The organism is Paenibacillus sp. PsM32, assembly GCF_030433815.1.
Taxonomy (GTDB): domain Bacteria; phylum Bacillota; class Bacilli; order Paenibacillales; family Paenibacillaceae; genus Saccharibacillus; species Saccharibacillus kyungheensis.
Window position 1 is genome coordinate 121,379 of sequence record NZ_JARUWY010000001.1, and the last position, 26,801, is coordinate 148,179.

The window sequence follows — 26,801 nt, forward strand, 5'->3', positions numbered from 1 at the left end:
TATTCATGTTAACAATTCAACAAAAAATGTATGAAACTACAGTAAAAGCAGTCGGCGGACGTGCAGGTTATATTGAATCTTCTAGTCCTGAACTTCGTTTAGATATTGCAACACCAAAAGAAATGGGTGGCGCTGGCGGTGCTGGTACTAACCCTGAACAATTATTTGCAGCAGGTTATTCTGCTTGTTTTGATAGTGCTCTAAATATGGTTGCTCGTATGCAAAAAATCAAACACGAAGGTACAGAAGTAAACGCTACTGTAATGTTTGGTAAAGCTGAAGATGGCGGATTTGCGCTAGCTGTAAAAATGGATGTTTTGGTTAAAGGTGTAGATCGTGAAGTAGCTACTAAACTGGTAGAAGAAGCTCACAATGTATGTCCTTACTCTCGTGCAACACGTGGAAACATCGCTGTTGAATTAAACGTTATCTAATTTTAGATTGTCCAACTTGTACACTATCCCTATAAACCCTTTCTAACTCTACCCCCTTATATAGAGTTTAGAAGATCATTTTGATATCGATTTAACGAAAGAAGCAGTCCCCTAACTGCTTCTTTTTTGTCTGTACATAAAACAATTTTGTTTTTATTATGATTTATTTTCAGAAAGAACAATTTCGTTACAAATCCTTCAAACCCTTGATATGACAGGAATATCATCATTCTTATAATGGATTGACATTTGTTACAATATGTAAGGTTCGTGTCAAAATCGACTGTTATGTGTATGTATGTTATAGTGAAAAACGTTATTTCGTTATTCATATTCAAAAGATTCATCAACGTAAAGATGAACTTAACAAACAGGAGGTCCATTTTATGAAACTCAAAATCAGTACTTTTCTACTTGCACTAACCGTTGTAGCTGCGACCGCCGGCTGTTCTAATAACAGCACTCAAACACCAGCTAGCACTACAACACCAACAACAACGAATGAATCTACAGCGACAGACTCCTCTACAACAACAGGAGAAAGTACAGCTGTAACTGACAACGACAACAGCACAAGCGAAGACGCAACTGCGACAGACGAAGCAACAGAAAGCACAGACAAAGCGACAATGGATACGACTACAGATAGCGCTAAATCTGATATTTCTGTTGATAAAGTAGCTAGTGCAATCAAAGCACAAAAAATCGATTTGATTTCTGCTCCAGATGAACAAAACAGTTGGGTATTGAATGATGTGAAAGCCACTCGTTTTGTTACTGATAAAGATTTAAATAAACAAGAAACGGTTTCAATTTATAGCTTCAAGTCTGCTGACGATGCTAAAAAAGGTCTAGAAGATTTGAAAACTCAAACAAGCAAAACTCCTTATGACTTGTTGAACAAATCAACATATATTAAAGGTAATGCTGTAGTAGTATATTGGTTTGAACCTTCTTTAAACCAAGGTAGCAAAGAAAAAGGTATGTTAGATGCTAAACTGCAAAAAGCTGTAGATAGCTTGTAATTGTAGTTTATCCCCTTTGAAGTAGTATTTATATACATCAAGTATCTACTTTTCTAGGCTCACATTCGATCAACGAATAAAAAGAACCGTCCTTAGGGAACGGTTCTTTTTTGTACTATTATTTTAAGTATTCTAGCTGTGCTCAGTATTGCTACGATCAACTAACAGAATATTTACTTTCTTCCACCTGTAAAAGGATTGATCTCATACGTAAGATCTCGCCCTGCTTTTTTTTCTTCTTCAGCGATACGTTTGCCAATTCCTGCATAATACAGTACACCAGCTACCGCAGAAACTACTGTTACGATAATAAAGCCTAATCCATTCATAGTTATCAGCTCCTAATGATTAGTCCGCTTCACAATACTTCCATTCATCTTCTGGCATTTCATATTCATCTGAAGAAAAACGTTGTTCTTGGAAAGGGTCAGCCACATTGTGAAAGCCATGATTTTCCCAGAATCCTCGTCGATCTTCTTTCATAAATTCAATGCCACGTATCCATTTTGCACTTTTCCAAAAATAAAATTTCGGCACAATCATACGCAATGGTCCACCATGTTTGGCTGTAATAGGCTTATCATCGTAATTCCAAGCTAACAATACATCTTCATCCATCAAATCTTTCAGTGCTACATTGGTCTCATAATCAGGATCAGCATGAATCATTACATATTTGGCTTCAGATTTCACTTTTAGTACGTTCATCAAATCTGAAAACTTAACACCTTCCCATACGGTATCAAACTTAGACCAGCGAGTTACACAATGAATATCGCTCACAGTACGCGTAACAGGTAGCTTTTGCAAATCTTCAAATGTAAAAAACTGCTCTTCTTCTACTTCTCCAAAAATACGTAGATTCCATAGATTCATATCATACTCAGGTACACTACCTTCATGCAAAATCGGGAAGCTTTCAGTAAGTGTCTGCCCTGGAGGTAAACGATGTTGCATATCTTGCCCTAATTCAGGCGTTTGAGGAACTCTAGCGCCTTTTAGACGATCTGCTTTATTTTGCATCATCAACTCTCCCATCTATTTCATGTATATTCTATATTTTAACATTAATCATTACCCATTTATAGCAACAGTTACTGATATGTGTACTAACAAATACTTTGTACAAATGCTTTATATACAGGATCGATTTTGATCATAAATTGAAATCGGACAAATATAGGGTCATTTACTTTAAAATCGCTTGTATTCGGTATATTTTCAGCAAAACAAGCTCATTTTAACTTTACTATGGACAAAAATAGGGTCAATATTTTGATTTTTGTATCATCACCCTATTTTTGTCCGTAGAAAAGCATTATTTGCTTATTTATCACCCTATTTTTGTCGCATTTCGTTTTATAATCAGCTTTTATTGGATCATATTGATCGTTGATTGAGACCCTATTTCTGTCCATAGTATGCCCTACTATTGTCTATACTTTGTCCTATTTTTGTCGCATTCTACCCTACATTTGTCTATAGTGTCACCCTAAATTTGTCTCGGAATTGCCCTCTTTTGGTCTATAGTTGACCCTATAATTGTCCATCTTTCACCCTATTTTTGTCTTATATTATGACTGCAAAGCTATGAGTACCAACACATTTACCAGATGCTAAACAAGTAAATATTTTAAAACAATAAAAACAAGGTATGTAAAATAAGATAAACAACTCAAAGGAAATCATTGTGCTGATTAAGCTACTTTTATACCAGATAATCTATTATAATGAAGGAACGTCTTGGAGGTTATAACATATGAAGAAAAATAATTTAGTTACAAAGTCTAATGATCTTATTGAAATGCCTTTAAAAATGAGTGTAGTAGAGTTACGTATTATTTATGTGCTTATTAGTATTATTTCGCCTGATGATCAGGAGTTTCAACGATATCGTTTTAAGATTAGTGAATTCGCCAAATTAGCTGGTGTTAAAAACAAAAACATTTATGCACAAGTGAAAGAATATACGCTTAATCTAATGTCGCACCCTTTTTACATAAATGAAAACTTACAAGTAAACTGGTTAGCGTCTGCGGAATACTTTCCTAATGAAGGTATTATCGAAGTAGAATTTTCACCCAAGTTAAAACCTTATCTGCTTCAATTGAAAGAAAAATTCACTTCTTTTCGGTTAAACGATATTTTAAAATTGAAAAGTGCTTATTCGATGCGGATTTATGAACTGTTGAAACAATACGAAAAGTTAGGGCAACGAACCCTTAAAGTTCAACGGTTAAAAGAATTACTTGGTATTGAAGATCAGTATCCAGTGTACTCTGATTTTAAAAAGCGTGTAATTACCAAAGCACAGCAAGAAATCAATAAAAGTACCGATATCGAATTCAATTATGTAGAACGCAAAAGTGGTCGTAAAGTAGATGAAATTGTATTTACGATCAAAACTAAAGCCAAGCAGACAGTCACCATTCTTCCCCCTACTGAAGCATTAGCTGCTGTACAACCTCATACAGCCAATCGGTTAAGCGATCGTTTAAAAAAAGAATTTGGATTAACTACAGTCACGATTCAGACTATTCTAAAATCGTATGAAAAAGAATATATTACAGAGATTCTAGATGTGGTCAAAATAGATGTACTAAGTGGCCGTGTACATGATATTCCAGCTTATACTGTCGCTGCTCTAAAAAATGACTATCGTAAAAAGAAAACAGAACTAGATATCGAACTGGATCGACAACAAGCTCTCAAATTGGAAAAAGAACAAAAGTCCCAGTTACAACAACAATATTATTCCACAGTGGCTGAAAAGTTAAATCAGTATATTGTGGATATGAGTCAAGAACAGTTAGAGATAGAAGTTCAAGCGATGTTACAAAGTGTGGCTGACAAAGATATCGAAATCATCACAGCAGATGTTCGTGATCCACAATTAATGTCAGGTGGTTACTTTAGGCAATATCTCAATAAAAAATACTTTTATCATTATACGTTTGACGTATTTATATCAGAAGTAACTGAACATGAAAAAAGAACCACTCTATAGAGTAGTTCTTTTTTACATTTCACTGTGTTTATACTGGAAATTCCTACATTTATTCTGCCAGCTACTGCTAATACAATAATTATTTATTTTGTTGCGCTGACTCCTTTTTGTGCTGCCTGCCAGAACTGTTGATCTTCCATACCTATAGCATACATAGATACCCCGGCAAGATTGTATTGCTGAGAAAGTTTTGCTTTTTGCTCAATACTTGTTGCATCTTCATACCACACCTCATGTTGATCGCCTTGACTATCTGTATAGCGTGCGATCATAGAACCAGAAACGTTATCTCGTTTACCCGTAAGATGATATTTTGCCAGTAAAGCTGGAGTGTCTTTCCAACTGAGCATCACATTTTGATCATCATGTTTTTGTGTAGTCTGTGTAACATTCCAATCATTACCGTATGCTGGTAATCCCATTAATACTTTATTGGAAGGTACTTGCTTTACAGCAAAAGCGAGTGAAGATTGTATCCACTCTTTGCCGGCAGAAGAACCAGGCTCACTCCATACGCCATGTTCATCATAGGTCATCACTTGTAACCAATCTACTGCGCTTCCGATCGCTTTATAATCATAGGCTCCAGACCAGCCATCTTTGGGATCATCTTTCTGTTTGGCCGGTACAGATACCATCGTTTGAAATCCATTAGCTTTCATGACTTTGGCTGTATCGCGTACAAAGGTGCTAAGTGCTTGACGGTCTGCTGGCACAAGAGATTCAAAGTCTAGATTAACCCCTCGATATTGATTTTGTTTGACAGTTTGTAAAAGCCCTGCAATCAGCTTTTTCTTAGCTATAGGGTCTGTTATCACGTCATGTGCTGCTTCTGGATCCCAATCTGTTTCCCCGTAGTTAGAAACAAGCGCAAATGTATCGATCTTCCACTTATTCGCTTGTTGAACAGCTTGCTTAGGAACGCTCCCGATCAGATTGCCAGATCCATCTGTGTTTAATGTATCTGTAGACATTTGATTCATATAACTGTGATATTTATTAAATGCTGCTGGCGATGCATCAGTATAATAACCAAGCACGATAGGTTTTGTCTGTGCTATTGATTTGCCTTTACTACCAGATGCCCATCCAATCGCTGTACAAATCATAAATATACCAACTACGATCATTACAATAAACGTACTTTTTCTAGTCATATGTGTTCCTCTCTACTAACGAGTATGTCTTACAGAGCATATCTTTTATGTTTATCATATAGTACCATTATATTCCATAAATACATATGTCATATATACAATTAAGCTATCACATGGAAAAAGAACAAAAATTTTATGCAACAGTTGCTGAAAAGTTAAATTGATATATTGTAGATATGAGTCAAAAACAATACATATAGAAGTTCAAGCCATGTTACCACGTCTAGCTGATAAAGGCATCGAAATTATTTATCATAGCAGAGTGATCCACCGTTAATGTCAGGTGATTACGTTAGGCAATAGTTGAGCAAAAAATACTTTAGTGATTACACATTTGACGTATGTTAGAAATCAATCAATCTTAAAAAGAGAAGTAGCTATTATAGCCACTTCTCTTTTTGATTACATAGTAGGCGCATAAGCACGAAGAAAAACGCGTACACCTTCAGTAATAATATGCTTCACTTGTTCTTGATCCAAAGCTTCAGGTTTAGGCTGATTAAATACAAGAAGAATAGTTAAAGCAACAAAGTGCTTTACAGCCATACGAGGATCAGGTATATCCAGTAATTTATTTTTTCCAAACTCTATAAATCTTTTGATAATACTTTCCTCTGTTGCTTGATCCATATTTTCATAAAAAGATTCTGGCAAATTAGCAACCTCTACCATAGCTAGGCGAATCAAAGCTTTGTAATCAGATGAACCATTTGCAGAGGCAACAATTTGTTCACAAAATAAAATAAGAGCTTGCTCCAAATCATCAAATTCCAAAAGGTGATCTGAAATCCCTTGTTCAATCATATTCAGAACAGTTACACTCGTTTCTTCCATAACAGCAAGTAATAAGTGTTGTTTATCTCCATAATAATCATACACTGTGCGCTTAGACACTCCTGCTCTATTAGCAACAGCATCAACACTCGATTGATTAAATCCTTCAGATAAAAAAAGTTCTCGTGCTGCCTCAATAATTTTAGCTCGTTTATCTAAAGAACCTTTACGAATCTTTTTATTTTCTATCGTATTCATTCTCATATTCCCCCTTATTAAGTATATTATCAAAATTTGATTCAGATTCCACTTTACTAATTACACTGCACGGTGTAGTATAATTTATAATCTGCTATATTCCAAGGAGGATTTTATACATGGACACTCTATTTTCTTCTGTTGATGTGCTTATTGTTGGAGCTGGGCCTACAGGACTTACACTTGCTTGTGATCTTGCACGTCGACACATTAACCATCGTATCATTGATAAAAATCCCGTCTATAACGTAGCATCACGCTCCAAAGCTATTCAACCTCGTTCACTTGAAGTCGTTGATGATTTGGAAGCGATTGATTACATTTTGGACACAGGTGTTGTAGATTTGCCTGTTCGTTATCATACTCCAGATGGTAAAAGCATAGACAAACCTTCTATTACTGTGGCTGTCAGTAGTAAGTTTGAGACACCTTACCGTAATCCAGTCTGGATTGCTCAATTTGATGTAGAAAAAGCATTACGTGATCGCTATGCTGTTCTTGGTGGTCAAGTCGAGTTAGGTGTAGAAGCTCTAAACCTTGTTCAAGATTTGAATGGAGTAACAGTAACGGTCAAGACACCACAAGGAGAAGAGCAAATTCATGCTCGTTATGTAGTCGGTGCGGATGGTGGTAAAAGTAATATTCGTAAGTTTATTCAATTGCCACTGGTTGGGGAAACATATGATGATGAGCGGTGGTATCTTGGAGATATCCAATTAGAAGGTCTGGATCGTGATCATATTCATATTTGGACATCTTCAGAAGGAATGTTAGGACTAACTCCACTACCCCAATCGAATATTTGGCAACTACAAGCTACTATTTCAACAGAAATTCAAAATCCCGCAGAACCATCATTAGAAATGTATCAAGCTATGTTGGATCAACGTGCTGGTGCCGGTCTTGTTAAGATCACTCATGCATCATGGTTGTCTATTTACCGAGTCAATGTGCGGATGGTGGAATGTTATCATAACAACAGAGTGTTCCTTGCTGGTGATGCAGCACATGTTCATTCTCCAGCAGGAGGTCAGGGTATGAATACAGGTATACAAGATGCTTACAATCTTGGATGGAAGCTAGCCGCTGTCCTTCAAGGAGCAGATGCTACTTTACTGCATACTTATGATGAAGAACGTCGTCCTGTTGCTCAAGCTGTTCTTCAAGATAGTTCTAAGAAAATCAAAGCAATTACTGCAACGGTGACTGAAAGTAGATCCTTGTCGCAATCTTTAAGTACAGTATCCGATGATCTGACAAGCGGGCTTCCTATTTCCTATCGCTCCAGTTCTCTTAATCGTTCATTTACTGGAAAAGATACTCTTCTTTTATTACCTGGAGATCGTGCTCCTAATGCTGATATTATGCAAAACAAAGAATTTTCCGGAAATATTTTTGATCTGCTCCGTGGTACACATTGGACAGTTTTGGCTTTTGTAAATCATACTGATTCTTCTGTATTAGAAAATCTTATTCATGATCAGCTTCGACTATATTGTATACTTCCATCTGATACAAAGAGAACAGATCATATCATTGATCACGCAGGAAATGCTTATCGAATTTACAATATATTAAGTGAAGAACTCCTATTGATCCGTCCAGATGGCTATATTGCACTCCGTACTTCTATAGAAGAATCATCGTCTATTTTACAATATTTAAATTCCATCTATTGCTCACATACTCCAGTGAAATAGAACATATGATGCAAACGAATAAAAAAGAAAAGAAGGGATCACATTAGTCATTCCTTCTTTTCACTCTTTGATCTATATTCTATTGATACATAGCACTACTTATCCATTCACTGGCTGACTCAAATCCAATTGCCGATATTGAATCGCTTCTGCAATATGAACCGCTTGTATCTGCTCCATATTTTCCAGATCAGCAATCGTTCTTGCCAACTTCAAAATTCGATCTCTAGCTCGCATACTCATACCTAATTGTTCAAATGCTGTTTCTAGCAATTGATTACCTGCATCTGATAAGAATGTATACTCACGTAACCATTTACCAGACAATTCACTATTCCAATGAATATCCAAATGCTGATATCGTTTTAATTGAATCTGATGCGCTTGCTCTACGATTGTGCGCATACTAGCCGAATCGTAACCGATATCTTCTGTTCCTGCTTTTGCCCGTTGCCAGTCTTGCTCAGTAGGTCGAGGAACTTCTATTTGCAGATCTATCCGATCTAACAAAGGACCTGATATTTTGGAGCGATAACGAGCAATCTGACTATGGCTACAAGTACAAGGATGAGCCGCATGGGTACTTCCAAGATATCCACAAGGACATGGATTCATTGAACCTGCCAATAAGAAATTAGCTGGGAATGAAAATACCGCTCGCGCACGGCTGATTGTCACTTGATGATCTTCTAATGGTTGTCGCAATACTTCTAATACCGATCTCGGAAATTCTGGCAATTCATCTAAAAATAAAATGCCTTGATGCGCTAGGCTCACTTCTCCCGGCTTGGGTATACTTCCTCCTCCAATCAACCCTGTGACTGTTGTACTGTGATGAGGCGCACGAAAAGGACGTACAGAGATCAATCCAGCGTTAGAGTCTTTGAATCGTCCTGATACACTAAAAATCTTAGTCACTTCCAATGCTTCCGAGTCAGTTAATACCGGTAAAATCGTAGGTAGACGTTTAATTAGCATCGTCTTCCCTGTACCCGGCGGTCCCAGTAACAAAATATTATGCATTCCCGCAGCAGCAATCATCAATGCTCGCTTCACATGTTGTTGCCCAAATACATCTCCATAATCTTCTTGCATCGTTGAAACAGAATGGTTGATATATTGCTTTTTTGATCTTTGCACAAGTAATGGCGGAAGCACTACCACTTTACGTGGATCGGATTTCTTTTTAGTTATACCTGATATATCTTTAACAGATTGAGATGTATTTATAGGATCATTTGAAGACGAGTTGGTCTGGATTTGTTTGACTACAATCTCCGGTTGACCTGGCAAAGACATTCGAAATGATTCGATATGATCCTGCTGAGCAGACTGATCTTTTGGGATAGTAGGCTGATGTGGTGCATTCGCAAATAAATCATTCAAATGATGAATTGCATACACATTGATTCCTTCAACCAATACTGCTTCTGCTGCATTTTCTTGAGGAACCAATACCGATTTCAAACCATGTTGACGAGCTGTATCTACCATTGATAATACACCCGGCACAGGTCGCAATGTACCATCTAATGCTAATTCTCCGATCAGCAACATCTGCTCTGCATCCGGTAATATAATCTGATCACTTGTGGTCAAAATCCCCATAGCAATCGCAAGATCAAAAGCCGATCCTTCTTTACGCAAATCGGCTGGTGCTAGATTAATCGTTACTCGTTGATTAGGAAAAGTAAATCCACAATTTTTGATAGCTGAACGTACTCTTTCGATTGATTCTCGAATAGCTGAATCTGGCAACCCGATAATAACTACCATCGGTAGACCATTCGACAAATCGGTCTCTACTTCAACCATTACTCCATTGATTCCCTGTAAACAAGCGCTAAATAATTTACCATACATACCAAAAAACACCCTTTCTCCAAAACCTTCTAAATCTCGCTCCTGATCACAGTGCGGATATACATGATGGTTTACTGAAAAAGGGTGCTTCCTCTATTTTCAATAGATTTTTATTTTGACATCCATTAGACAAAAGCAGCTACAATATGCTCTAACTCTACTACCTGATATGAATAATTCATCTGAATCGTTATGACATCATATCGGAAAGGAAAATGAGACTGCTGATTCTGATGAGCATAGACTTCAGCCGTTTCACGAATTTGTTTTTGCTTACGCCAATCTACCGATTCAGCAGGTGTACCAAATAGATCACTTGTACGACTGCGCACCTCAACAATCACAATCGTGCCTTCATGATAAGCAATAATATCTAATTCACCACTACGACAGCTCCAATTGCGATAGCCGATCTGATAACCTTGCTGTTCTAAATAGTAAGCTGCTGTATCTTCAGCGATACGTCCTTTATATTTGCGATCATCTGTTTTCACCGACCCCGACCGCCTCGATTCAAATTCTTATCTGCACGATAAATAAAGCTAAGAATTTCGGCAACCAGTTCAAATAATTCACCTGGGATTTGTTGATCAAGATCAAGCTTGGACAATACTTCTACCAAAGCAGAATCTTGTTGAACAGCGACACCAGCTTCTTTGGCTTTCTCAAGAATACTTTCAGCGATACGCCCTTTTCCTTTGGCGACTACTACTGGAGCTGTATTCTGATTCGGATCATATTTGAGGGCAACTGCTCTTTTGGCTCTCATGGCCATATCGTCTTTGGGTTTATTCATATTTTCATATCCACCCCTTTGTAATCAGGCGGTGCATACCGTTGTAAAAGATCGCTATCTGACATGCCAAGACTATTGTCGTTCACTGTATCTGATCGAACTGGCATCGTATCTACTTTGAGCGATAGCAATTGGTATCCGAGCGCTCCCATAGCGCTAGCCATCTCTTCGCGTTTACTTTCGACAAGCGGAGCAAGCTGTTCTAGATCATTATGCACTTTAAGAGTCACAATTTTGTCTACTACATGCACATCGACAAGTGTTGGTCCTAATGAATGCATATCGAGATCGAACCATAGACGGCAGTTAGAAGCGTCTAGTTCTCCTTTAGGGCCACGACGAGACTGAATCTGTACAGAAGCCGTTTCTTGTCCATCCGGCCCTCTAAACGGGACAAACATCGTCACTTGTGCAAATGGTGCTGTACGATCAGTATTTAATAATAACTGCTGACCGGTTAATTGTTGAACCAATTGTTGTGCAGCATCTTTCAGTGCAGGTGGCACATCATCTGCGGCAGTTAATTGAAGCAAAAGCCCTTTTAAAGTATCTTGAGCTTTACTAACCGCATCATCTGTATGAGAAGCCATCTGTTGAGCGATATGAGCCGGATTGGTGGCTTCTAGACTATTAGGATTTTTCAATAGAGCAGCATTCGGTAGAAGATCATCTGTTGGTACATTTTGCCCGTTCACTACTGTCTGTGCATTGGTAGTAGCTTGTTTGCTATTCGCTGGATTGTTTAATTCTATTTCTGGATCTATTAGTAAATCATTAGCTACTGTTTGTTGCAGTGCATTCGGATTCGCAGAATTCGCAACACGAGACGCAGGTAATTGCTCTTCTACTCCATTATTTAATGTACTATTCAGTACATTAGGCGCAAGAGCTGGATTTCCATTACGAGACGTTGCCGGATCTAAAGATGCCTGTGCTTGCGTTAGCCCATTAGCATTTAGAGATGCTGGTGTCTGCTCAGTGCGTGTAGTTACTGCTTCAGGTGAAGGGTTATTGACACTTGCACGTACCATCTGTTGTTCATGCTCTGCTCCTAGTAATTTCAATACACGACCTAACCAGGGTTCTGTGGTTTGCACTTTGGGATTGACTGTTGATGCTGTATTTGTAGAGTTCGCTGTAACAGGTTCGGCATCATCTGTTGTTGCAGATAACGATGGGCTAACCGTTGTCGAAGCAGATGGAGTGATATCATCTGCTTGTTGTGCTTGAGTATTGACTGTTGCCATCGTCGCAAATGCTGTTGGTGCTTGAGACACAGTAGGATTCGGTACAGCTGGTGAAGTTAATTTACCACCAGTCGCATCTGTAGCCTGATCTCCAGATTGAGCCACTATACTTCCTAATTGATCAAGCACAGTCTGTAATTTTCCCAGTAAAGCAGACGTTGTGTTATTGCTTTGTGCTGGATTGGTATTTCCGTTAACTGCCGGGTTATTTCCAGATGTGTTTGAAGATACAGTCTCTGGATCTTGATTGGCATTTGTGCCTGTATTTACATTGGCTGCATTGTCTTGTACTTGTGGCACTGTAGCACGAACAAGATTATCCAGATTACTTAATAGATCATGAAGCGGAGGTCCGAATATCGCTTGTTGTAGACCGCTCACGCTTTGCGCTGTAACAGGTAGACCTCGCTGAATAGCTACAGCCGCAGATTGTACCCATTCTCCTACAGGTACACCGGCTGGCTTTTGAGAAAGAGTAGCTTGTATATTTTTGACGTTATCTGCATTAAGTGTGATACCGGATGCTCTCATTTGAGTAATCATTTCACGATTTTCTTTGGTATCTGGTAAATTAAACGAATCTAATACTTCTCCCATAGATGCATTAGGTAAAGGATTCGCTGGATTTCCTGCTACAGGTTTGAGCACAGGCATTCCATCTTGATCAGGAGGCTGTACTTGTAGTAAAGTGGTTGCGCCTTGTTGTAAAGGAGTCTCTAATTTGGCTCTTACTTTGACTCCTTGAATTTGGACAACAGCTTCTTGTCCATCTTCAGATACGCTTGTCACCACTCCGCGGACAACTTGCCCTTCTTTCAATTCCATTTGTCGTGCTTCACCTGGTTTGCTATCTCCTATAAGTCCACGGAATAGTGATCCAATATTCATAGTAATCCCTCCTATCATTGTTTCTACTTGAGCGTTGCCTACATTGAGGTATAGATAACAAGTAGACTATAAATAAATTCATAGTAATACAGACAATTTATAGTCTATGCTTATGTATATTTTGATTTAACATTCGTCTGCTTGATTATCTTATTTATCGGTTAAAAAGGCATTGATCATGAGCGCCTATCTGTACAAAAAAAGAACCCGCTCTTTATAGTAAGATGCGGGTTCTTCCCTTAGCATGTCTATTTCTATCTTCACATAAAGTAATATAGATGCATGATAAATCATTCTATACTATAATTCAATACTTTTATGCTTAAAATAAAGTAGGTTGTTCTAGTAACAAATTACCTAAAAAGCTTTTGCGATGTAATGGTGTGATGCCCTGCGCGATAATCTGAGCACGATGAACTTTGGTCGCATATCCTTTATGTCCGGCGATTCCGTAGCCAGGATATTGCTCTTCCCATTCACCTACACACAGACGATCACGAGTGACTTTAGCAATAATGGAAGCTGCTGCAATACTATGACTATTCGCATCTCCTTTGATAATAGAACGTTGCGGAATATCCAGATCAACCTTTTCAGCATCGACTAGAATATAGTCAGGAGATACGCTTAATTGTTGCAAAGCGATCTTCATTGCTAATCGAGCGGCTTGCTTAATATTGATCTCATCAATCGTTGCTGCATCAACATAACCTACACCTACAGCAAGTGCTTGCTCCATAATCTGATCATAGAGTTGCTCACGCTTTTTCTCAGATAGCTTTTTGGAGTCGTTCACGCCTTCAATGATTACACCTTCTGGCATAATCACCGCAGCAGCGATCACATCTCCAAATAGACACCCTCGACCCACTTCATCTACACCAGCAATATAATGGTAACCTTCCAGTAGACATTCACGTTCATACTTTAACAATTCTGACATGATGATTCCTCCAATACTTAAGGAGTCTCCATGGAGATTCGTCCCATTTTACCTGCACGCAATTCACGTAATATGACTTTGGATGCTTTTTCTAAATCAATACGTCCACCGCTCATTAAGCAACCACGTTTGCGTCCGATTTCTTCCATAATTTCTACGATTTCATTCGGATTTTCAAAATCTTGTGGTTGTTCAGATAATTCAAAACGTTCAGCGATATTGTCCCAATAATGCTGACAGATGTATTTCATACCGAAGTAAGCAACATCTTCTACATTTAGAATTTCTTCACGAATAGCGCCTGTTACAGCCAGCTTATAACCGATAATTTGATCTTCAAATTTAGGCCATAGAATACCTGGTGTATCTAGCAATTCCATTTCTGTTCCTACTTTGATCCATTGTTGTCCTTTGGTTACACCTGGACGATCACCTGTCAAAGCAATACTTTTTCCAGCAAGGCGATTGATTAGTGTCGATTTACCCACATTCGGAATACCTACAATTAATCCGCGCATAGGACGTTGATTCATTCCTTTAGCTGCACGTTTGTCGCGCTTGTCTTTGAGCAATACTTTAGAGCGTTCAGCAATTTCTTTGATACCTTGTCCGCTTGCTGAGTCTAAAGGAAGAACAGCATGTCCTTCTTGCTTAAAATATTCAACCCATTCGGCAGTTACTTTAGGATCAGCCAAATCGGATTTGTTCAAAATAATCATTCTCGGTTTGCCCTGCAAAATCTCATCAATCATCGGATTACGACTGGAGAGTGGCAGACGTGCATCTACGAGTTCAATAACCATATCGATCAATTTAAGCTTCGATTCGATCTGGCGGCGTGCTCTTGTCATATGTCCGGGAAACCATTGAATAGCCATCGGTTTTCCCCCTTACTTCTTTAAATTAGCTGTCCATATATGTTAGGCAGCTTTATTGTTCAACCCACTTCGCATCACTAAACGGCCAGAAAATAACATCTGCACGTCCAATAATATCTCCAAGCGGTATATAACCGATCATACGACTGTCTTGACTGTTGGAGCGATTATCTCCCATAACAAATACATGACCTGCTGGTACTGTTCCATCAGGGAAGTTCTCTGTTGGGAAATTATTGATATTATAATCGCTACCTTGTGCATGTGCCTTATCTAATGCAGCTTGGATATAAGGCTCACTGATTTCTTTACCATTAACGGTTACTTTGTCGCCTTCTACTTTGACGGTATCTCCAGCAACAGCAATTACACGTTTGATAAAGTCACGATTTTGAGAAGGTACTTTTAGTACAACCACTTCTCCAGGTTGCGGGGTACGGATATCATACAGAATTTTGTTCACGATCACACGTTCACCTGTATGAAAATTCGGTTGCATGGATGGACCGTCTACAATAAACGGTTCAAACAAGAACCAGCGGATAACGACAACGAGCAACAAAGCAACCACGATCGCTTTGATCCACTCTTTCGTTTCACTTTTCTTTTTCTTTTCAGGTTGAATCGTTCCTGAATCTGGAGTTCCCGTGTTGACAGGTTCTTGTACTTCTGTCGTATTTGCTGCATGTACTTCATTGTTAGATGGTTTTGTGTCTTGCTCCATAGGCCATGCCTTCTTTCCTGGTTGAATTGGCGCTTTGTATATGTACTGACTACCATATTCGGCTAAGCCTTATGTAGTGTATACCAAGTACCTATACGATTTCACTCTATCTATTTTACACACAATTTTATAAAAACCAAATTTTGAAGGATTCTATTCGTCAAGAAATACAAAAAATCCCGTCTACAGCCGTGTATAAAGGCTGTCCGGCGGAATCGGATGTTAATCATTTTTATAAATAACAGCTTAAAAATAACGAAAAGGGCTTGTTTCACCAAGCCCTTCTCAATCGCGTATCCGAAAGGATTAACGACGCAATTCTTTAATTCTAGCTGCTTTACCGCGAAGCTCACGAAGATAGTACAATTTCGCACGGCGAACTTTACCACGACGAGCTACTTCTAGTTTATCGATTTTAGGTGAATTTACTGGGAAAGTTCTTTCCACACCTACACCGTAAGAAATTTTACGTACTGTAAAAGTTTCACCGATGCCGCCACCTTGGCGTTTGATTACAACTCCCTCGAACAACTGAACACGTTCGCGAGTACCCTCAATTACCTTAACATGCACTTTTAAAGTGTCTCCTGCACGGAAATTAGGGATATCTTTACGAAGTTGATCTTGAGTAATTTCTTGAATGATATTCATTAATAACTTCCTCCTTCCACACAGATGTTCATACGTCTCAGGGAATAATTCCTCATCATTGATCGTAGAGGACCATCAGATTCACACAACAGTCTAATACTATCATAGAACATCATAAAATAACAATACTTTTTCAAAAAAATTATAAAATAGCTGATTATTTGAGATCAGCTATAAGTATGCCTCGTCATTGCCGCTTACTCAAAGTCGCTATGTTCTAATAAAGATTGCAGACTTTTCAAGCGATTGATTTCTTGCTCAAATAGATAATGATCGGTTAAGCGACTATTTTCTAATGTGCGAAGTCTGGCTGTTTTTTGGTGATCGATACTGCGATCAATTAATTTTACTACTGTATTGCGACCGCTATAATCAGCAATAAAATATTTTTTATATGATTCGACTTCAATATAGATCAGATGTGTAAATTCCGGTAATAAATGATTCAGTACGATCGTAGCATCATGCTCTACAAACTCTTTATTTAACACCGAAGCATATCCTTGACTGCGCAAGTCACTGCTTAACCGATCTAACCATTGTGAATACTCCTTCTGCAATTCATTCATGATGTCTGAACTCCTATCTTTGTTACCTTGTTATGAGCGCTCTTACTGTAGGCTCAGTCTTATGCTCTAAATGATGACTTGAGCTTATTTATTGTTGCACCTATGTATATAGGGTATACATAAAAAAGAATTTCCCTATAAGGGATCGATGAAGATCTTCCTACAGCGAAATTCTGATGTATATTTAGTTACGCTGATTTTTGAGCCACTCGCGCTCTTTGATTGTCAAATCAGCCTGTTCTAACAATTCGGGACGACGTTCTAATGTACGCAGTAACGATTGTTCACGCCGCCACTTCTCGACATTGGCATGATGACCGGATAATAAAATATCAGGTACTTTCATTCCTCTATATTCTACAGGACGCGTATAATGTGGATATTCTAACAGCCCTGTACTAAATGAATCGGTCACTGCACTGTTAGCATTTCCTAATACCCCTGGTAAAAGGCGCACAATACTGTCTACAGCCGCCATAGCGGGTATTTCCCCACCGGTAAGTACATAATCACCGATTGATATCTCATCGGTCACCAGATGCTCTCTAATGCGCTCATCATAACCTTCATAATGACCACAGATAAAAATCAAATGTTCTTCTTGAGCAAGCTCTTCAGCTTTGTACTGCGTAAATGGCTCTCCCTGTGGACACATCAAAATAATACGTGGAGATGTAGAAGTAGACGCAGGTGCTAAATCTTCTACAGCGTCAAAAATAGGCTCTGGCTTGAGCACCATTCCTCCGCCTCCACCATAAGGTGTATCGTCTACAGTACCATGTTTGCTTTTAGAATACGTGCGGAAATTAATAGCATTCAATTCTACAATGCCTTTAGCTGCTGCTTTACCCAGAATGCTAGAACCAAAAACACCGGTAAACATTTCTGGAAATAACGTCAGCACATCAATCTTCATCATTCCAAAAGACCTTCCATCACATGGATCAGTACTTTTTTCTCTTCTACATTAATATCAAGCACGACATCATGGATATAAGGAATCAATACTTCTTCGCCTTTATCTGGACGGACGACCCATACATCATTAGCACCCGGTTTTAAAATATCTACGATTTTACCGATTTTGGTTCCTTCTTCAGTAAATACTTCACAATCTAGAATCTCGTGGAAATAAAATTCGTCTTCTTCTAGCTCGATCGTATCATCTTTAGATACTTTCAATGTCCAGCCTTTATATTTCTCTACTTCGTTAATATTGCTGAATCCTTTAAAACGAACCACATACATATTTTTTTGCAAACGAGAGCTTACAATTTGAACTTCTAATTTACTGCCATTTTCTTCATTGATCATCCATAGCTTTTTACCTTCTGCAAAGCGAATTTCAGCAAAATCGGTATTTGGATAGATTTTGAGTTCTCCACGGATGCCATGTGTATTAGCTACTTTACCTACCGTTAAAAATTGTTCAGTCATGTTATTCTCCTCTAACAAATAATCTATCATTGATGCTATATTACCTTAAATTTGATTGAAAATGTACGAAAAAGGGCTAGGACATCATCCTAACCCTCTTTCGTATATTTTTAAGACATTATATCAACGGTCACCCGTTTATTAGTCTTGACTGCTGCTGATGTAACGACCGTGCGGAGAGCCTTGGCGATACGTCCTTGCTTGCCGATAACTTTACCGGCATCGTCCGGATGGACGCTAAGTTCGTATACGATCAAGTTCTCTTTTTCCACAACGTTCACTTTTACATCATCGGGATGATCCACGAGAGCTTTAGCAATAACCATTACTAATTGTTCCATAGATTCTCCTCCGAATCAGCAATTATTTTTGCTGTTTAAGCTCATGAAACTTTTTCATAACGCCCGCTTTGCTAAGCAAGTTGCGAACGGTATCAGAAGCTTGTGCTCCTTGTTGAAGCCATTGAAGAGCTTTTTCCTCATCAATCTTAGTTACAGAAGGTTCTGCAATTGGATTATAAGTACCGATTTCTTCGATGAAACGGCCATCACGAGGGGACCGAGAATCGGAAACCACGATACGATAGAAAGGCGCTTTATGAGCACCGATGCGTTTTAGACGAATACGTACTGCCACGAAAATTCACCTCCTTCAAATTAGTTCAATAGTATATACATTGCATTTCCTGGGCTTAACGGAAAGGAAATTTCATTCCTTTGCCACCCATTTTTTGCATTTGTTTCATCATTTTATTGTTTTTGCCGCCGCCCTTAGGATCCATCATATCCGAGAACTGCTTCATCATACGGCGCATCTCATCGAACTGCTTGATCAGACGGTTTACTTCTGCAACAGACGTTCCGCTCCCTGTAGCAATCCGCTTACGACGACTATGATTAATCACTTCTGGATGTTGTTTCTCCTGAACAGTCATCGACTGAACAATCGCTTCGATACGTCCTACTTGCTTATCATCTACTTGTAGATTTTGGTTTTTCATTTTTCCCATACCAGGAATCATGTCCATAATCTGATCAAGCGGTCCAAGCTTTTTCACTTGATCCATTTGCTCTAAGAAATCTTCAAATGTGAACTCGGCATTACGCATTTTGCGTTCCATTTCTTTTGCCTTGTCTTCATCGATATTCATTTGAGCTTTTTCGATCAGTGATAACATATCACCCATACCTAGAATACGTGAAGCCATACGTTCTGGATGGAAAGCTTCCATAGCGTCTAGCTTTTCACCAAGTGTTGTGAATTTAATCGGGCAACCTGTTACGGCTTTGACAGACAATGCTGCACCACCACGAGTATCTCCATCAAGCTTGGTCAATACTACACCTGTTAATTGCAATTGACTGTTAAAGTTCTCGGCTACATTGACTGCATCCTGACCTGTCATCGCATCTACAACTAACAGCACTTCGTCTGGATTCGTTAATTCATGAATCTGACGCAATTCATCCATTAATTCTTCATCAATATGCAAGCGACCTGCTGTATCAATAATCACGTAATCATTATTGTTGTTTTTGGCTTCTTGCAACGCTTGACGAGCAATTTCAACTGGACTTGTCTGATCTCCCATTGTAAATACAGGCGCATTGATTTGCTCTCCCAGTACTTGCAACTGCTTGATCGCTGCCGGACGATAAATATCGCCTGCAACCAGTAGTGGACGATGATTTTGCTTTTGAAGCATTTTAGCTAGTTTACCGGATGTGGTTGTTTTACCAGCACCTTGCAAACCAACCATCATAATCACTGTTGGTGGTTTGGCTGCTTTGGCAAGTTTGGACTGTGTTCCACCCATCAACTCGGTCAATTCTTTATTAACAATGTCAATAATAACCATGCCAGGTGTGAAGCTTTCCATCACATCTGTACCGACCGCTTTTTCTTTTACTTTGGAAATGAATTCTTTAACGACTTTGAAATTAACGTCTGCTTCAAGCAACGCTAACCGTACTTCGCGCATTGCTTCGTTTACATCTTCTTCAGATACTTTACCTTTACCGCGAAGTTTGCTAAATACGTTTTGCAGTCGTGTTGTTAAGCTTTCAAATGCCATGTGTCTTCACCTCCGTTTATTTCACCTAAATGTACTACGTGTGTATCTATATCGAATATCGTTACATGTATAAGTATATATGAATTAATCGTTACCTTCCAAGCGCTCTACGATATCCATCATATGCGATTGCTGATCATGCGCTATCCCGCTTGTAGATAATGTGTTTTTAAGTTCTTCTAGGTCGCGTAAACGACGATAATGCTTTTCCATCAAACCAAGCTTTTCTTCATACATCTCTAATACTTGCTCGGCACGTTTGATATGTTCGTACACCGCTTGTCGACTAATACTGAACTCTGCGGCAATCTCTCCAAGAGAGTAATCATCATGAAAATAGTATTTAAGGAACATCTGCTGTTTGTCTGTAAGCAGAAGCTCATAGAAATCAAATAATGAATTAACACGGGTCGTTTTATCGAGCCGATTCTCTTGACTCATCTGGGGCACTCCCTCCGTCAAGGAAAAACACTTTACACCTCATCAACGTTCTATATCATAGCAAAAAATAAAATAAGATGTCAAGCATAATTACTTAACATCTTATTACTTTTATAAATGGAACCAAAATATTGATATTTTAAGACCAAAATATGAACTTTTTAGGTCGATTTCATTCTTATAGATGAATCGGCAACACATAAAATAAAATCATAAAGAAATGCAAAATGCTTCCTGCGAGTACGAATAGATGCCAGACCGCATGATGAAAAGGAAATCCGCGCCATACATAAAAGATCGTTCCGAGTGTATACATCAGTCCACCAATAGCGAGTAAAATAATACCACCACTTGCCATATTGGTCGTTAACGGTTCCCAAGCGACAACGATTAACCAGCCCATTAAAATATAAAAAATCGTCGACATAAATAAAAACCGTTTGACGAAATACGCTTTAAACGCACAGCCCAAAATAGCTATACCCCATACGATTCCAAAAATACTCCAACCTAGAACTCCTTTAACAACAATAAGCATTAAAGGTGTATATGTGCCTGCAATAAATAGATAAATCGCTGAATGATCAAAAATTTCAAACAAATCTTTGGCTTTGCCATCTCTAAATCCATGAACCAATGTTGAGCTAATATATAACAGCAACATACTAACTCCATAAATCGTAAAACTGACTACATGCCATGGGCTACCTTTTAATGTAGCAAATACAATCAAAATAACAAGGGCAGCAATACTAAGAGCAGCTCCTATACCATGAGTTACAGCATTAGCTACTTCTTCTTTACGGCTATAAGTATGTGTATCAGCCATAATTCACTTCCTTTCTCCTAACCAATATCCCAAATCTACTATATCTACTTGATGCGTAAAGGTTATGTATACCAAACGAATTGGTGTCTATTAGATATAAAAAAACAGTAGCCAGCGAACGTTATCTCTTATTATAATGTTCGACGGCTACTGTCTGAAATGATATATCTTATACTTCTAGTATAACGTAGTTGCTAATTCAGATGCTAGTTTTGCTATTCTTACTTACTCTTTAGAGTCGGCTTGTTCTGTCTCTTCCTCTTCTTGAATCAAACCAGCAAATAGAGCATGTACAAATTGCTCACTATCAAATGGTTGTAGATCATCGATCTTCTCACCCAAACCTACAAATTTCACAGGTAAATCTAATTCTTGACGAATCGCAACAACAATTCCGCCTTTAGCTGTTCCATCTAACTTGGTCAGTACCAGACCAGTCACGCCACTTTTCTCACCGAATAATTTAGCCTGACTTAATGCATTCTGACCTGTTGTCGCATCCAATACCATCAGTACTTCATGCGGAGCGTCTGGAATTTCACGTTGAATAACACGGAAAATTTTATTCAACTCATCCATTAGATTACTTTTATTTTGTAAACGTCCTGCGGTATCACATAACAATACATCTGCTCCACGTTGCTTAGCTGCACGTACAGCATCGTACATTACGGCTGCCGGATCAGAACCTGATTGTTGCTTGATGACTTCTACCCCTGCACGTTGACCCCATACTTCTAATTGCTCGATAGCGCCGGCACGGAATGTATCTCCTGCTGCCAGTAGTACTTTTTTGCCTTCTTGTTTGAAACGGTGCGCCATTTTACCAATTGTTGTTGTTTTACCAACACCATTCACACCAACAAATAGAATGACTGTAATTCCACTTGGTTGCATGTTTAAGCCTGTATTTTCGTTTCCACGAAGTAAACCTGTTAATTTCTCAGATAATACAGGTTGTAGTTCAGCAGCATTTTCGATTCTACGAATACGCACTTCATCACGAAGATCATCAATCAGTTCCATCACTGTGTTGACGCCCACATCTGCTCCAATTAGGATCTCTTCTAATTCTTCATAAAATTCTTCATCGATTTTTTTGCGACGAATCACAAGGTCAGATACTTTTTCGACAAACCCTTTACGTGTTTTTTCCAGACCATCACGGAACTGTTTGGTTACTGTTTCTGTTTTTGTAGAAATACTGTCTTTTAACTTTTTAAAAAAGCTCATGAGATTCCTCCAGATGATCTATAGTGTAAAGTGCTTAATATCAAGATATCTACCGATCCTATACATCCCGTTAGATATCTTAACGGTATTGATGTTACTTCAATCGTTATCGCTGTATACGAATATGCTGTCGTTCAAAAAAATGATTATTACGCAATATCTGCTTCTTCATCATCTAATTTGACCGAGACTAGCTTCGATACGCCGCCTTCTTCCATCGTGACTCCATAGAGCACGTCAGCTTCTTCCATAGTCCCTTTACGATGAGTGACTACGATAAACTGGGTAAGTCCTGAAAACTCTCTTAAATACTGTGCAAACCGCACTACATTTGCTTCATCAAGTGCTGCTTCTACTTCATCCAGTACACAGAACGGTACAGGTTTGACTTGTAAAATTGCAAATAATAATGCCATCGCAGTTAAAGCTCGTTCGCCACCAGAAAGCAGTTGTAGATTTTGCAATTTTTTACCCGGTGGTTGTGCCACAATATCAATCCCTGTTTCTAGCATACGTTCAGGATCAATCAATACAAGATCAGCACGACCGCCTCCGAACAATTTACTGAAGACCGTTCCAAATTGACCACGAATCGCATCGAATGTAACTTTGAAACGTTTGGACATTTCTTCATCCATTTCGCGAATCACTTGATATAGCGTTGTTTTGGCTTCAACCAGATCATTTTGTTGAAGTGTTAAAAACTCATAGCGTTCATTGACGCGTTGATATTCTTCGATCGCTCCTAGATTGACTTCACCCAAGTTGGTAATTCTAGATTTGAGATGACGTACCTCTTTTTCAGCGAACTCGATATCTTCAGGTAATTCATAATCTCTTTTTGCCATTTCGTAAGTGAGTTCATAATCTTCGCGTAATTTAGCTAGAATATTTTCCAACTCTACATCCAGACGATTGACTTGAATCTCTATTTTGCGAAGTTCATCTTCAACGACTTTGAGTTCATTTCGTTGTTCGCGCGTTTCGTTTTCTTCCAACTCTAACTTTTGTTGTAATCGCGCACGTTCTGCACGTTTTAACTCTAGTTGTTCGCTGGTCTCTGTACGTTTACGGCGTAGACGTTCCAATTCTTCACGCTGACGCTTTTGTTCTCGTTCATTTTTTTCCAAATCTTTGACAATCACAGCCAGTTGATCACGATTGCTCTGTAACTCCTGACCATAATCTTGCGATTCTTCCTGTGAACGAGACAACTGCTCTTCCAGCGAAAATATTTCCTGACTGAGCTTACCTTCACGAATTTTGAGATCAGTCACTTTTTCTTGCAATTGCTCTTTAGCAGACTCATTTGATTTACGCATTTTTTCTGCATTTTGAATACCGTCTTGAATCGCCTGCTCTTGCTTTTGCAATTCAATCAGTTTCTGTTCTGCTTCTTTACGAGCTTTCGCAATAGCTGCTAACTCTTCGGTATAGCTGCTTTTCTCTTGCCCGTATAATTCATATTGTTCATTCACATGACGTAACTCATGTTCAATTTGTTTGAGTTCACCTGCAACTTGCTGTTCTTCTGTACGTTTGCGATCACCATCTGCTCGCAATTGATCCAGACGATTTTCATGATCTTGTAATCGTTTTTGCACATCGATAATTTCTTTTTGCAGACGTTTGACTTGAGATTCACTTTCAACAATCTCATGTTCTAGTTGATCAAGTTGACGCTTACGTCCCAGTAGATTGTTGTTCTTTTTGTGTTGACTACCACCGGTCATCGATCCACCCGCGTTCACCACATCACCTTCAAGCGTGACGATCCGGTAACGGTAACCTAATTTCCCTGCTATACGGTTGGCTTGTTCTAACGTCTCTGCTATAACTACACTACCGATCAGACTGCCTACGATCGCTGCATAACGCTCATCATAACCTACAAGCTCAGCACCGATACCAACAAAACCTTCTGCATTTTCAGCAAGTCGTTTGTCATTGTCTTGCATCTTACGCGGACGAATAACATCTAGTGGCAAAAATGTAGCTCTGCCTAATTGACGTTGCTTCAAAAAAGCGATCGCTTTACGCGATACTTCTTCATTTTCCATAACGACATGCTGTACGGACGCGCCTAGTGCTGTCTCCATAGCCAGTTCTAATTTTTCAGGAACTGTAATAAGTTCAGCAACAGCTCCGTGTACACCTTGAAGCTGAGAATTGCGTGAAGCTTTGAGTACTTCTTTGACTCCTAACATAAAGCCTTCAAAATCTTCTTGCATTTCCTGCATCGTATCACGGCGAGATATCAACGCTTCACGGCGCTGTTCCCATTTGCGAATAGCTGTCTGCATTTCTTCGCCAGACTTTTGCAATTTATGCAATTGCTCACTATGTTGAATATAATCAACACGTACTTTAGCGATTTCTTTGGCTAACTTATCGGTTTGTACCGCAGAAGCGGCTTTGCTATCTTCAAGCCGTTTTTTCTCGGTCTGCCATTTACCCGATTCGCTTTCAGCTCGTACCATCCGCCGCTGAGTATTCTCTGTCTGTTGATCAGCATACCGAATTTCATTACGAGCTTGTGCCATTGTATTCATCAATTCTAAAAGTTCACCTTTTAAACTTTCTTCTTGATGCTGTCCAATACCACCATTGATCTGCAACAAACTATTTTCTTCTTGAGCAATCATTTGTTGTAGTTCATGTAACTGCTTGGTTAATGTTGCAAATTTGGTCTGTAGCTGTTGACTTTCATCTGTGCGCTGACTGGTACGTTCTTCGCTACGCTCTAACGCTACACCTAATTGCTTTTGATTTTGCTCTAAATTAAGGCGGCGTTCTTTGAGTAATTCGCCCAGACCTTCAGACTTCTCTGTCTGCTCGCTATATTGCAACAACAGTCCTTGTAATGTTTCTACGGCTTCTTCAGCTTCACGTAGAGCACCACGTTCATTTTCAAGCTTCTCATCATGACCGGATACTACACTAGCTAGTCGTTGTTGTACTTTTTCCAGTTCAGCCATTTTGGCACTTGCTGTACTCCAAGCTGTATGAATCCGTTCAATCCCATGAACATAGAGAGAGATTTCTTTATGTTTAAGTTCTTCTTTCAGTTCTTTGAAATGAATCGCTTTGGTCGATTGTTCTTTGAGCGGTTCTATTTGATCTTCAAGCTCATGCACAAGATCATAAATACGCAATAAATTTTGCTCGGTATCATCTAATTTGCGAACAGCGTCTTTTTTACGAGATTTGTATTTTACAATACCTGATGCTTCTTCAAAAATACCCCGTCGATCTTCAGAACGAGTACTTAGTATTTCTTCGATCCGTCCTTGCCCGATAATCGAATACGCTTCTTTTCCGATTCCTGTATCCATAAATAACTCGGTGATATCTTTGAGACGACACGATTGTTTGTTGATCAAATATTCGCTATCTCCACTACGATGTACACGACGCGTAATCGTGACTTCACCGAAATCAAGTGGTAATGTCTGATCTTCATTGTCGAGTGTCAGCGATACTTCTGAATAGCTGACTGCTTTTCGACTATCGCTACCTGCAAAAATGATATCTTCCATTTTGCCACCACGAAGAGACTTGGCACTTTGCTCACCAAGCACCCAGCGGATTCCGTCAGATATGTTACTTTTACCGCTACCGTTTGGTCCGACAACGGCGGTAATGCCTTTTACAAATTCCATTTCTGTCTTATCAGCAAAAGATTTAAATCCTGCTAATTCTATTCTTTTCAGGAACATAGTTCGTTGTTCACCTCTACTGCTATTGTAGCATAATTACCTGCTGCTTCATCAATGGAAAAAGAGCAAAAAGCGGTCGATGCCTCTTGATTCACGCAAGCTGGCTGTGACTGCTCTTTGCTCTTTGTTTGTCCTGTAATTGTCAGAAAAGAGA

The 26,801-nt window shown here is 38.9% G+C and carries 26 protein-coding genes; 4 read left to right on the forward strand and 22 right to left on the reverse strand.

The genetic code is table 11. The features are described 5' to 3' along the window. Positions 1–5: 5 nt before the first annotated feature. Both QCD85_RS00565 and QCD85_RS00570 read left to right on the forward strand, forming a co-directional pair. A complete protein-coding gene (locus tag QCD85_RS00565) occupies positions 6–434 on the forward strand; it encodes an organic hydroperoxide resistance protein (RefSeq protein WP_204824589.1) in 429 nt (142 codons plus the stop codon). A gap of 386 nt (positions 435–820) precedes the next feature. Continuing rightward, the gene (locus tag QCD85_RS00570) at positions 821–1,459 is read left to right on the forward strand and encodes a hypothetical protein (protein ID WP_301261340.1); all 639 of its coding nucleotides are present in this window, start codon (positions 821–823) and stop codon (positions 1,457–1,459) included. A 173-nt stretch (positions 1,460–1,632) separates the two neighbouring features. Here QCD85_RS00570 and QCD85_RS00575 read toward each other — a convergent pair whose 3' ends face one another. Next, the gene (locus QCD85_RS00575; RefSeq protein ID WP_301261341.1) at positions 1,633–1,788 is read right to left on the reverse strand and encodes a hypothetical protein; all 156 of its coding nucleotides are present in this window, start codon (positions 1,786–1,788) and stop codon (positions 1,633–1,635) included. A gap of 19 nt (positions 1,789–1,807) precedes the next feature. Beyond that, positions 1,808–2,482 carry a sulfite oxidase-like oxidoreductase gene (locus tag QCD85_RS00580; protein ID WP_273615759.1) on the reverse strand — a complete coding sequence of 225 codons (675 nt, stop codon included), beginning with the start codon at positions 2,480–2,482 and terminating at the stop codon, positions 1,808–1,810. 736 nt (positions 2,483–3,218) lie between these two features. Here QCD85_RS00580 and QCD85_RS00585 point away from each other — a divergent pair. Continuing rightward, positions 3,219–4,466 carry a replication initiation protein gene (locus QCD85_RS00585; protein WP_273615758.1) on the forward strand — a complete coding sequence of 416 codons (1,248 nt, stop codon included), beginning with the start codon at positions 3,219–3,221 and terminating at the stop codon, positions 4,464–4,466. An 83-nt stretch (positions 4,467–4,549) separates the two neighbouring features. Here QCD85_RS00585 and QCD85_RS00590 read toward each other — a convergent pair whose 3' ends face one another. Both QCD85_RS00590 and QCD85_RS00595 read right to left on the reverse strand, forming a co-directional pair. Continuing rightward, the gene (locus QCD85_RS00590) at positions 4,550–5,623 is read right to left on the reverse strand and encodes a glycosyl hydrolase family 18 protein (RefSeq protein WP_301261342.1); all 1,074 of its coding nucleotides are present in this window, start codon (positions 5,621–5,623) and stop codon (positions 4,550–4,552) included. Positions 5,624–6,025: 402 nt separating this feature from the next. Continuing rightward, a complete protein-coding gene (locus tag QCD85_RS00595) occupies positions 6,026–6,655 on the reverse strand; it encodes a TetR/AcrR family transcriptional regulator (RefSeq protein WP_301261343.1) in 630 nt (209 codons plus the stop codon). Positions 6,656–6,774: 119 nt separating this feature from the next. On the opposite strand from QCD85_RS00595, the gene QCD85_RS00600 reads away from it, so the two are divergent. Continuing rightward, positions 6,775–8,355, forward strand: coding sequence for an FAD-dependent monooxygenase (locus QCD85_RS00600; protein WP_301261344.1), 1,581 nt, complete (start codon positions 6,775–6,777; stop codon positions 8,353–8,355). A 99-nt stretch (positions 8,356–8,454) separates the two neighbouring features. On the opposite strand, the gene QCD85_RS00605 is transcribed toward QCD85_RS00600, so the two are convergent. From QCD85_RS00605 to smc, 18 genes are all read right to left on the reverse strand, one after another. Beyond that, positions 8,455–10,218 (reverse strand): YifB family Mg chelatase-like AAA ATPase, encoded by a 1,764-nt coding sequence (locus tag QCD85_RS00605; protein ID WP_301261345.1) that lies wholly within the window; start codon positions 10,216–10,218, stop codon positions 8,455–8,457. Positions 10,219–10,343: 125 nt separating this feature from the next. Further along, the gene (locus tag QCD85_RS00610; RefSeq protein WP_274170325.1) at positions 10,344–10,712 is read right to left on the reverse strand and encodes a YraN family protein; all 369 of its coding nucleotides are present in this window, start codon (positions 10,710–10,712) and stop codon (positions 10,344–10,346) included. Then, positions 10,709–11,014 (reverse strand): EscU/YscU/HrcU family type III secretion system export apparatus switch protein, encoded by a 306-nt coding sequence (locus tag QCD85_RS00615; protein ID WP_301261346.1) that lies wholly within the window; start codon positions 11,012–11,014, stop codon positions 10,709–10,711. The genes QCD85_RS00610 and QCD85_RS00615 overlap by 4 nt, the downstream gene beginning before the upstream one ends. Beyond that, positions 11,011–13,149, reverse strand: coding sequence for a hypothetical protein (locus tag QCD85_RS00620; protein ID WP_301261347.1), 2,139 nt, complete (start codon positions 13,147–13,149; stop codon positions 11,011–11,013). The genes QCD85_RS00615 and QCD85_RS00620 overlap by 4 nt, the downstream gene beginning before the upstream one ends. A 322-nt stretch (positions 13,150–13,471) precedes the next feature. Then, on the reverse strand, positions 13,472–14,092 hold the full coding sequence (locus tag QCD85_RS00625; protein ID WP_273615749.1) for a ribonuclease HII: 621 nt from the start codon (positions 14,090–14,092) through the stop codon (positions 13,472–13,474). A 17-nt stretch (positions 14,093–14,109) separates the two neighbouring features. Then, complete coding sequence (gene ylqF, locus QCD85_RS00630; RefSeq protein ID WP_204824600.1) at positions 14,110–14,970, reverse strand: ribosome biogenesis GTPase YlqF; 861 nt, start codon at positions 14,968–14,970, stop codon at positions 14,110–14,112. Positions 14,971–15,022: 52 nt separating this feature from the next. Then, positions 15,023–15,694, reverse strand: coding sequence for a signal peptidase I (lepB, locus tag QCD85_RS00635; RefSeq protein ID WP_204824601.1), 672 nt, complete (start codon positions 15,692–15,694; stop codon positions 15,023–15,025). 306 nt (positions 15,695–16,000) lie between these two features. Then, entirely contained in the window at positions 16,001–16,345 is a 345-nt protein-coding gene (gene rplS / locus QCD85_RS00640; RefSeq protein WP_069327410.1) for a 50S ribosomal protein L19, read from the reverse strand. A gap of 197 nt (positions 16,346–16,542) precedes the next feature. Beyond that, positions 16,543–16,914 (reverse strand): hypothetical protein, encoded by a 372-nt coding sequence (locus QCD85_RS00645; protein WP_301261348.1) that lies wholly within the window; start codon positions 16,912–16,914, stop codon positions 16,543–16,545. A 184-nt stretch (positions 16,915–17,098) separates the two neighbouring features. After that, entirely contained in the window at positions 17,099–17,830 is a 732-nt protein-coding gene (gene trmD, locus QCD85_RS00650; RefSeq protein WP_301261943.1) for a tRNA (guanosine(37)-N1)-methyltransferase TrmD, read from the reverse strand. After that, positions 17,830–18,351, reverse strand: coding sequence for a ribosome maturation factor RimM (rimM, locus tag QCD85_RS00655; protein ID WP_204824604.1), 522 nt, complete (start codon positions 18,349–18,351; stop codon positions 17,830–17,832). Before rimM ends, trmD begins: the two co-directional genes overlap by 1 nt. A 110-nt stretch (positions 18,352–18,461) precedes the next feature. Beyond that, positions 18,462–18,692, reverse strand: coding sequence for a KH domain-containing protein (locus QCD85_RS00660; RefSeq protein ID WP_069327413.1), 231 nt, complete (start codon positions 18,690–18,692; stop codon positions 18,462–18,464). 22 nt (positions 18,693–18,714) lie between these two features. Next, complete coding sequence (gene rpsP, locus QCD85_RS00665; RefSeq protein WP_273615747.1) at positions 18,715–18,987, reverse strand: 30S ribosomal protein S16; 273 nt, start codon at positions 18,985–18,987, stop codon at positions 18,715–18,717. Between the two features lie 55 nt (positions 18,988–19,042). Next, the gene (gene ffh, locus QCD85_RS00670) at positions 19,043–20,425 is read right to left on the reverse strand and encodes a signal recognition particle protein (protein WP_301261349.1); all 1,383 of its coding nucleotides are present in this window, start codon (positions 20,423–20,425) and stop codon (positions 19,043–19,045) included. Between the two features lie 84 nt (positions 20,426–20,509). Next, complete coding sequence (locus QCD85_RS00675; RefSeq protein ID WP_273615745.1) at positions 20,510–20,866, reverse strand: putative DNA-binding protein; 357 nt, start codon at positions 20,864–20,866, stop codon at positions 20,510–20,512. A 178-nt stretch (positions 20,867–21,044) separates the two neighbouring features. Continuing rightward, the gene (gene trhA / locus QCD85_RS00680; protein WP_273615744.1) at positions 21,045–21,695 is read right to left on the reverse strand and encodes a PAQR family membrane homeostasis protein TrhA; all 651 of its coding nucleotides are present in this window, start codon (positions 21,693–21,695) and stop codon (positions 21,045–21,047) included. A gap of 225 nt (positions 21,696–21,920) precedes the next feature. After that, positions 21,921–22,928: a signal recognition particle-docking protein FtsY gene (ftsY, locus tag QCD85_RS00685; RefSeq protein ID WP_273615743.1), complete on the reverse strand. Its 1,008-nt coding sequence runs from the start codon at positions 22,926–22,928 to the stop codon at positions 21,921–21,923. Between the two features lie 149 nt (positions 22,929–23,077). Beyond that, the gene (gene smc, locus QCD85_RS00690; RefSeq protein WP_301261350.1) at positions 23,078–26,647 is read right to left on the reverse strand and encodes a chromosome segregation protein SMC; all 3,570 of its coding nucleotides are present in this window, start codon (positions 26,645–26,647) and stop codon (positions 23,078–23,080) included. Positions 26,648–26,801: the final 154 nt, after the last annotated feature.

Excerpts from the sequence above, each read along its gene's own strand:
- QCD85_RS00565 (WP_204824589.1), top strand. The coding sequence starts at position 6 with ATGTTAACAATTCAACAAAAAATGTATGAAACTACAGTAAAAGCAGTC.
- QCD85_RS00570 (WP_301261340.1), top strand. The coding sequence starts at position 821 with ATGAAACTCAAAATCAGTACTTTTCTACTTGCACTAACCGTTGTAGCT.
- QCD85_RS00575 (WP_301261341.1), bottom strand. The coding sequence starts at position 1,788 with ATGAATGGATTAGGCTTTATTATCGTAACAGTAGTTTCTGCGGTAGCT.
- QCD85_RS00580 (WP_273615759.1), bottom strand. The coding sequence starts at position 2,482 with ATGCAAAATAAAGCAGATCGTCTAAAAGGCGCTAGAGTTCCTCAAACG.
- QCD85_RS00585 (WP_273615758.1), top strand. The coding sequence starts at position 3,219 with ATGAAGAAAAATAATTTAGTTACAAAGTCTAATGATCTTATTGAAATG.
- QCD85_RS00590 (WP_301261342.1), bottom strand. The coding sequence starts at position 5,623 with ATGACTAGAAAAAGTACGTTTATTGTAATGATCGTAGTTGGTATATTT.
- QCD85_RS00595 (WP_301261343.1), bottom strand. The coding sequence starts at position 6,655 with ATGAATACGATAGAAAATAAAAAGATTCGTAAAGGTTCTTTAGATAAA.
- QCD85_RS00600 (WP_301261344.1), top strand. The coding sequence starts at position 6,775 with ATGGACACTCTATTTTCTTCTGTTGATGTGCTTATTGTTGGAGCTGGG.
- QCD85_RS00605 (WP_301261345.1), bottom strand. The coding sequence starts at position 10,218 with ATGTATGGTAAATTATTTAGCGCTTGTTTACAGGGAATCAATGGAGTA.
- QCD85_RS00615 (WP_301261346.1), bottom strand. The coding sequence starts at position 11,014 with ATGAATAAACCCAAAGACGATATGGCCATGAGAGCCAAAAGAGCAGTT.
- QCD85_RS00620 (WP_301261347.1), bottom strand. The coding sequence starts at position 13,149 with ATGAATATTGGATCACTATTCCGTGGACTTATAGGAGATAGCAAACCA.
- QCD85_RS00625 (WP_273615749.1), bottom strand. The coding sequence starts at position 14,092 with ATGTCAGAATTGTTAAAGTATGAACGTGAATGTCTACTGGAAGGTTAC.
- ylqF (WP_204824600.1), bottom strand. The coding sequence starts at position 14,970 with ATGGCTATTCAATGGTTTCCCGGACATATGACAAGAGCACGCCGCCAG.
- lepB (WP_204824601.1), bottom strand. The coding sequence starts at position 15,694 with ATGGAGCAAGACACAAAACCATCTAACAATGAAGTACATGCAGCAAAT.
- rplS (WP_069327410.1), bottom strand. The coding sequence starts at position 16,345 with ATGAATATCATTCAAGAAATTACTCAAGATCAACTTCGTAAAGATATC.
- QCD85_RS00645 (WP_301261348.1), bottom strand. The coding sequence starts at position 16,914 with ATGAATGAATTGCAGAAGGAGTATTCACAATGGTTAGATCGGTTAAGC.
- trmD (WP_301261943.1), bottom strand. The coding sequence starts at position 17,830 with ATGAAGATTGATGTGCTGACGTTATTTCCAGAAATGTTTACCGGTGTT.
- rimM (WP_204824604.1), bottom strand. The coding sequence starts at position 18,351 with ATGACTGAACAATTTTTAACGGTAGGTAAAGTAGCTAATACACATGGC.
- QCD85_RS00660 (WP_069327413.1), bottom strand. The coding sequence starts at position 18,692 with ATGGAACAATTAGTAATGGTTATTGCTAAAGCTCTCGTGGATCATCCC.
- ffh (WP_301261349.1), bottom strand. The coding sequence starts at position 20,425 with ATGGCATTTGAAAGCTTAACAACACGACTGCAAAACGTATTTAGCAAA.
- QCD85_RS00675 (WP_273615745.1), bottom strand. The coding sequence starts at position 20,866 with ATGAGTCAAGAGAATCGGCTCGATAAAACGACCCGTGTTAATTCATTA.
- trhA (WP_273615744.1), bottom strand. The coding sequence starts at position 21,695 with ATGGCTGATACACATACTTATAGCCGTAAAGAAGAAGTAGCTAATGCT.
- ftsY (WP_273615743.1), bottom strand. The coding sequence starts at position 22,928 with ATGAGCTTTTTTAAAAAGTTAAAAGACAGTATTTCTACAAAAACAGAA.
- smc (WP_301261350.1), bottom strand. The coding sequence starts at position 26,647 with ATGTTCCTGAAAAGAATAGAATTAGCAGGATTTAAATCTTTTGCTGAT.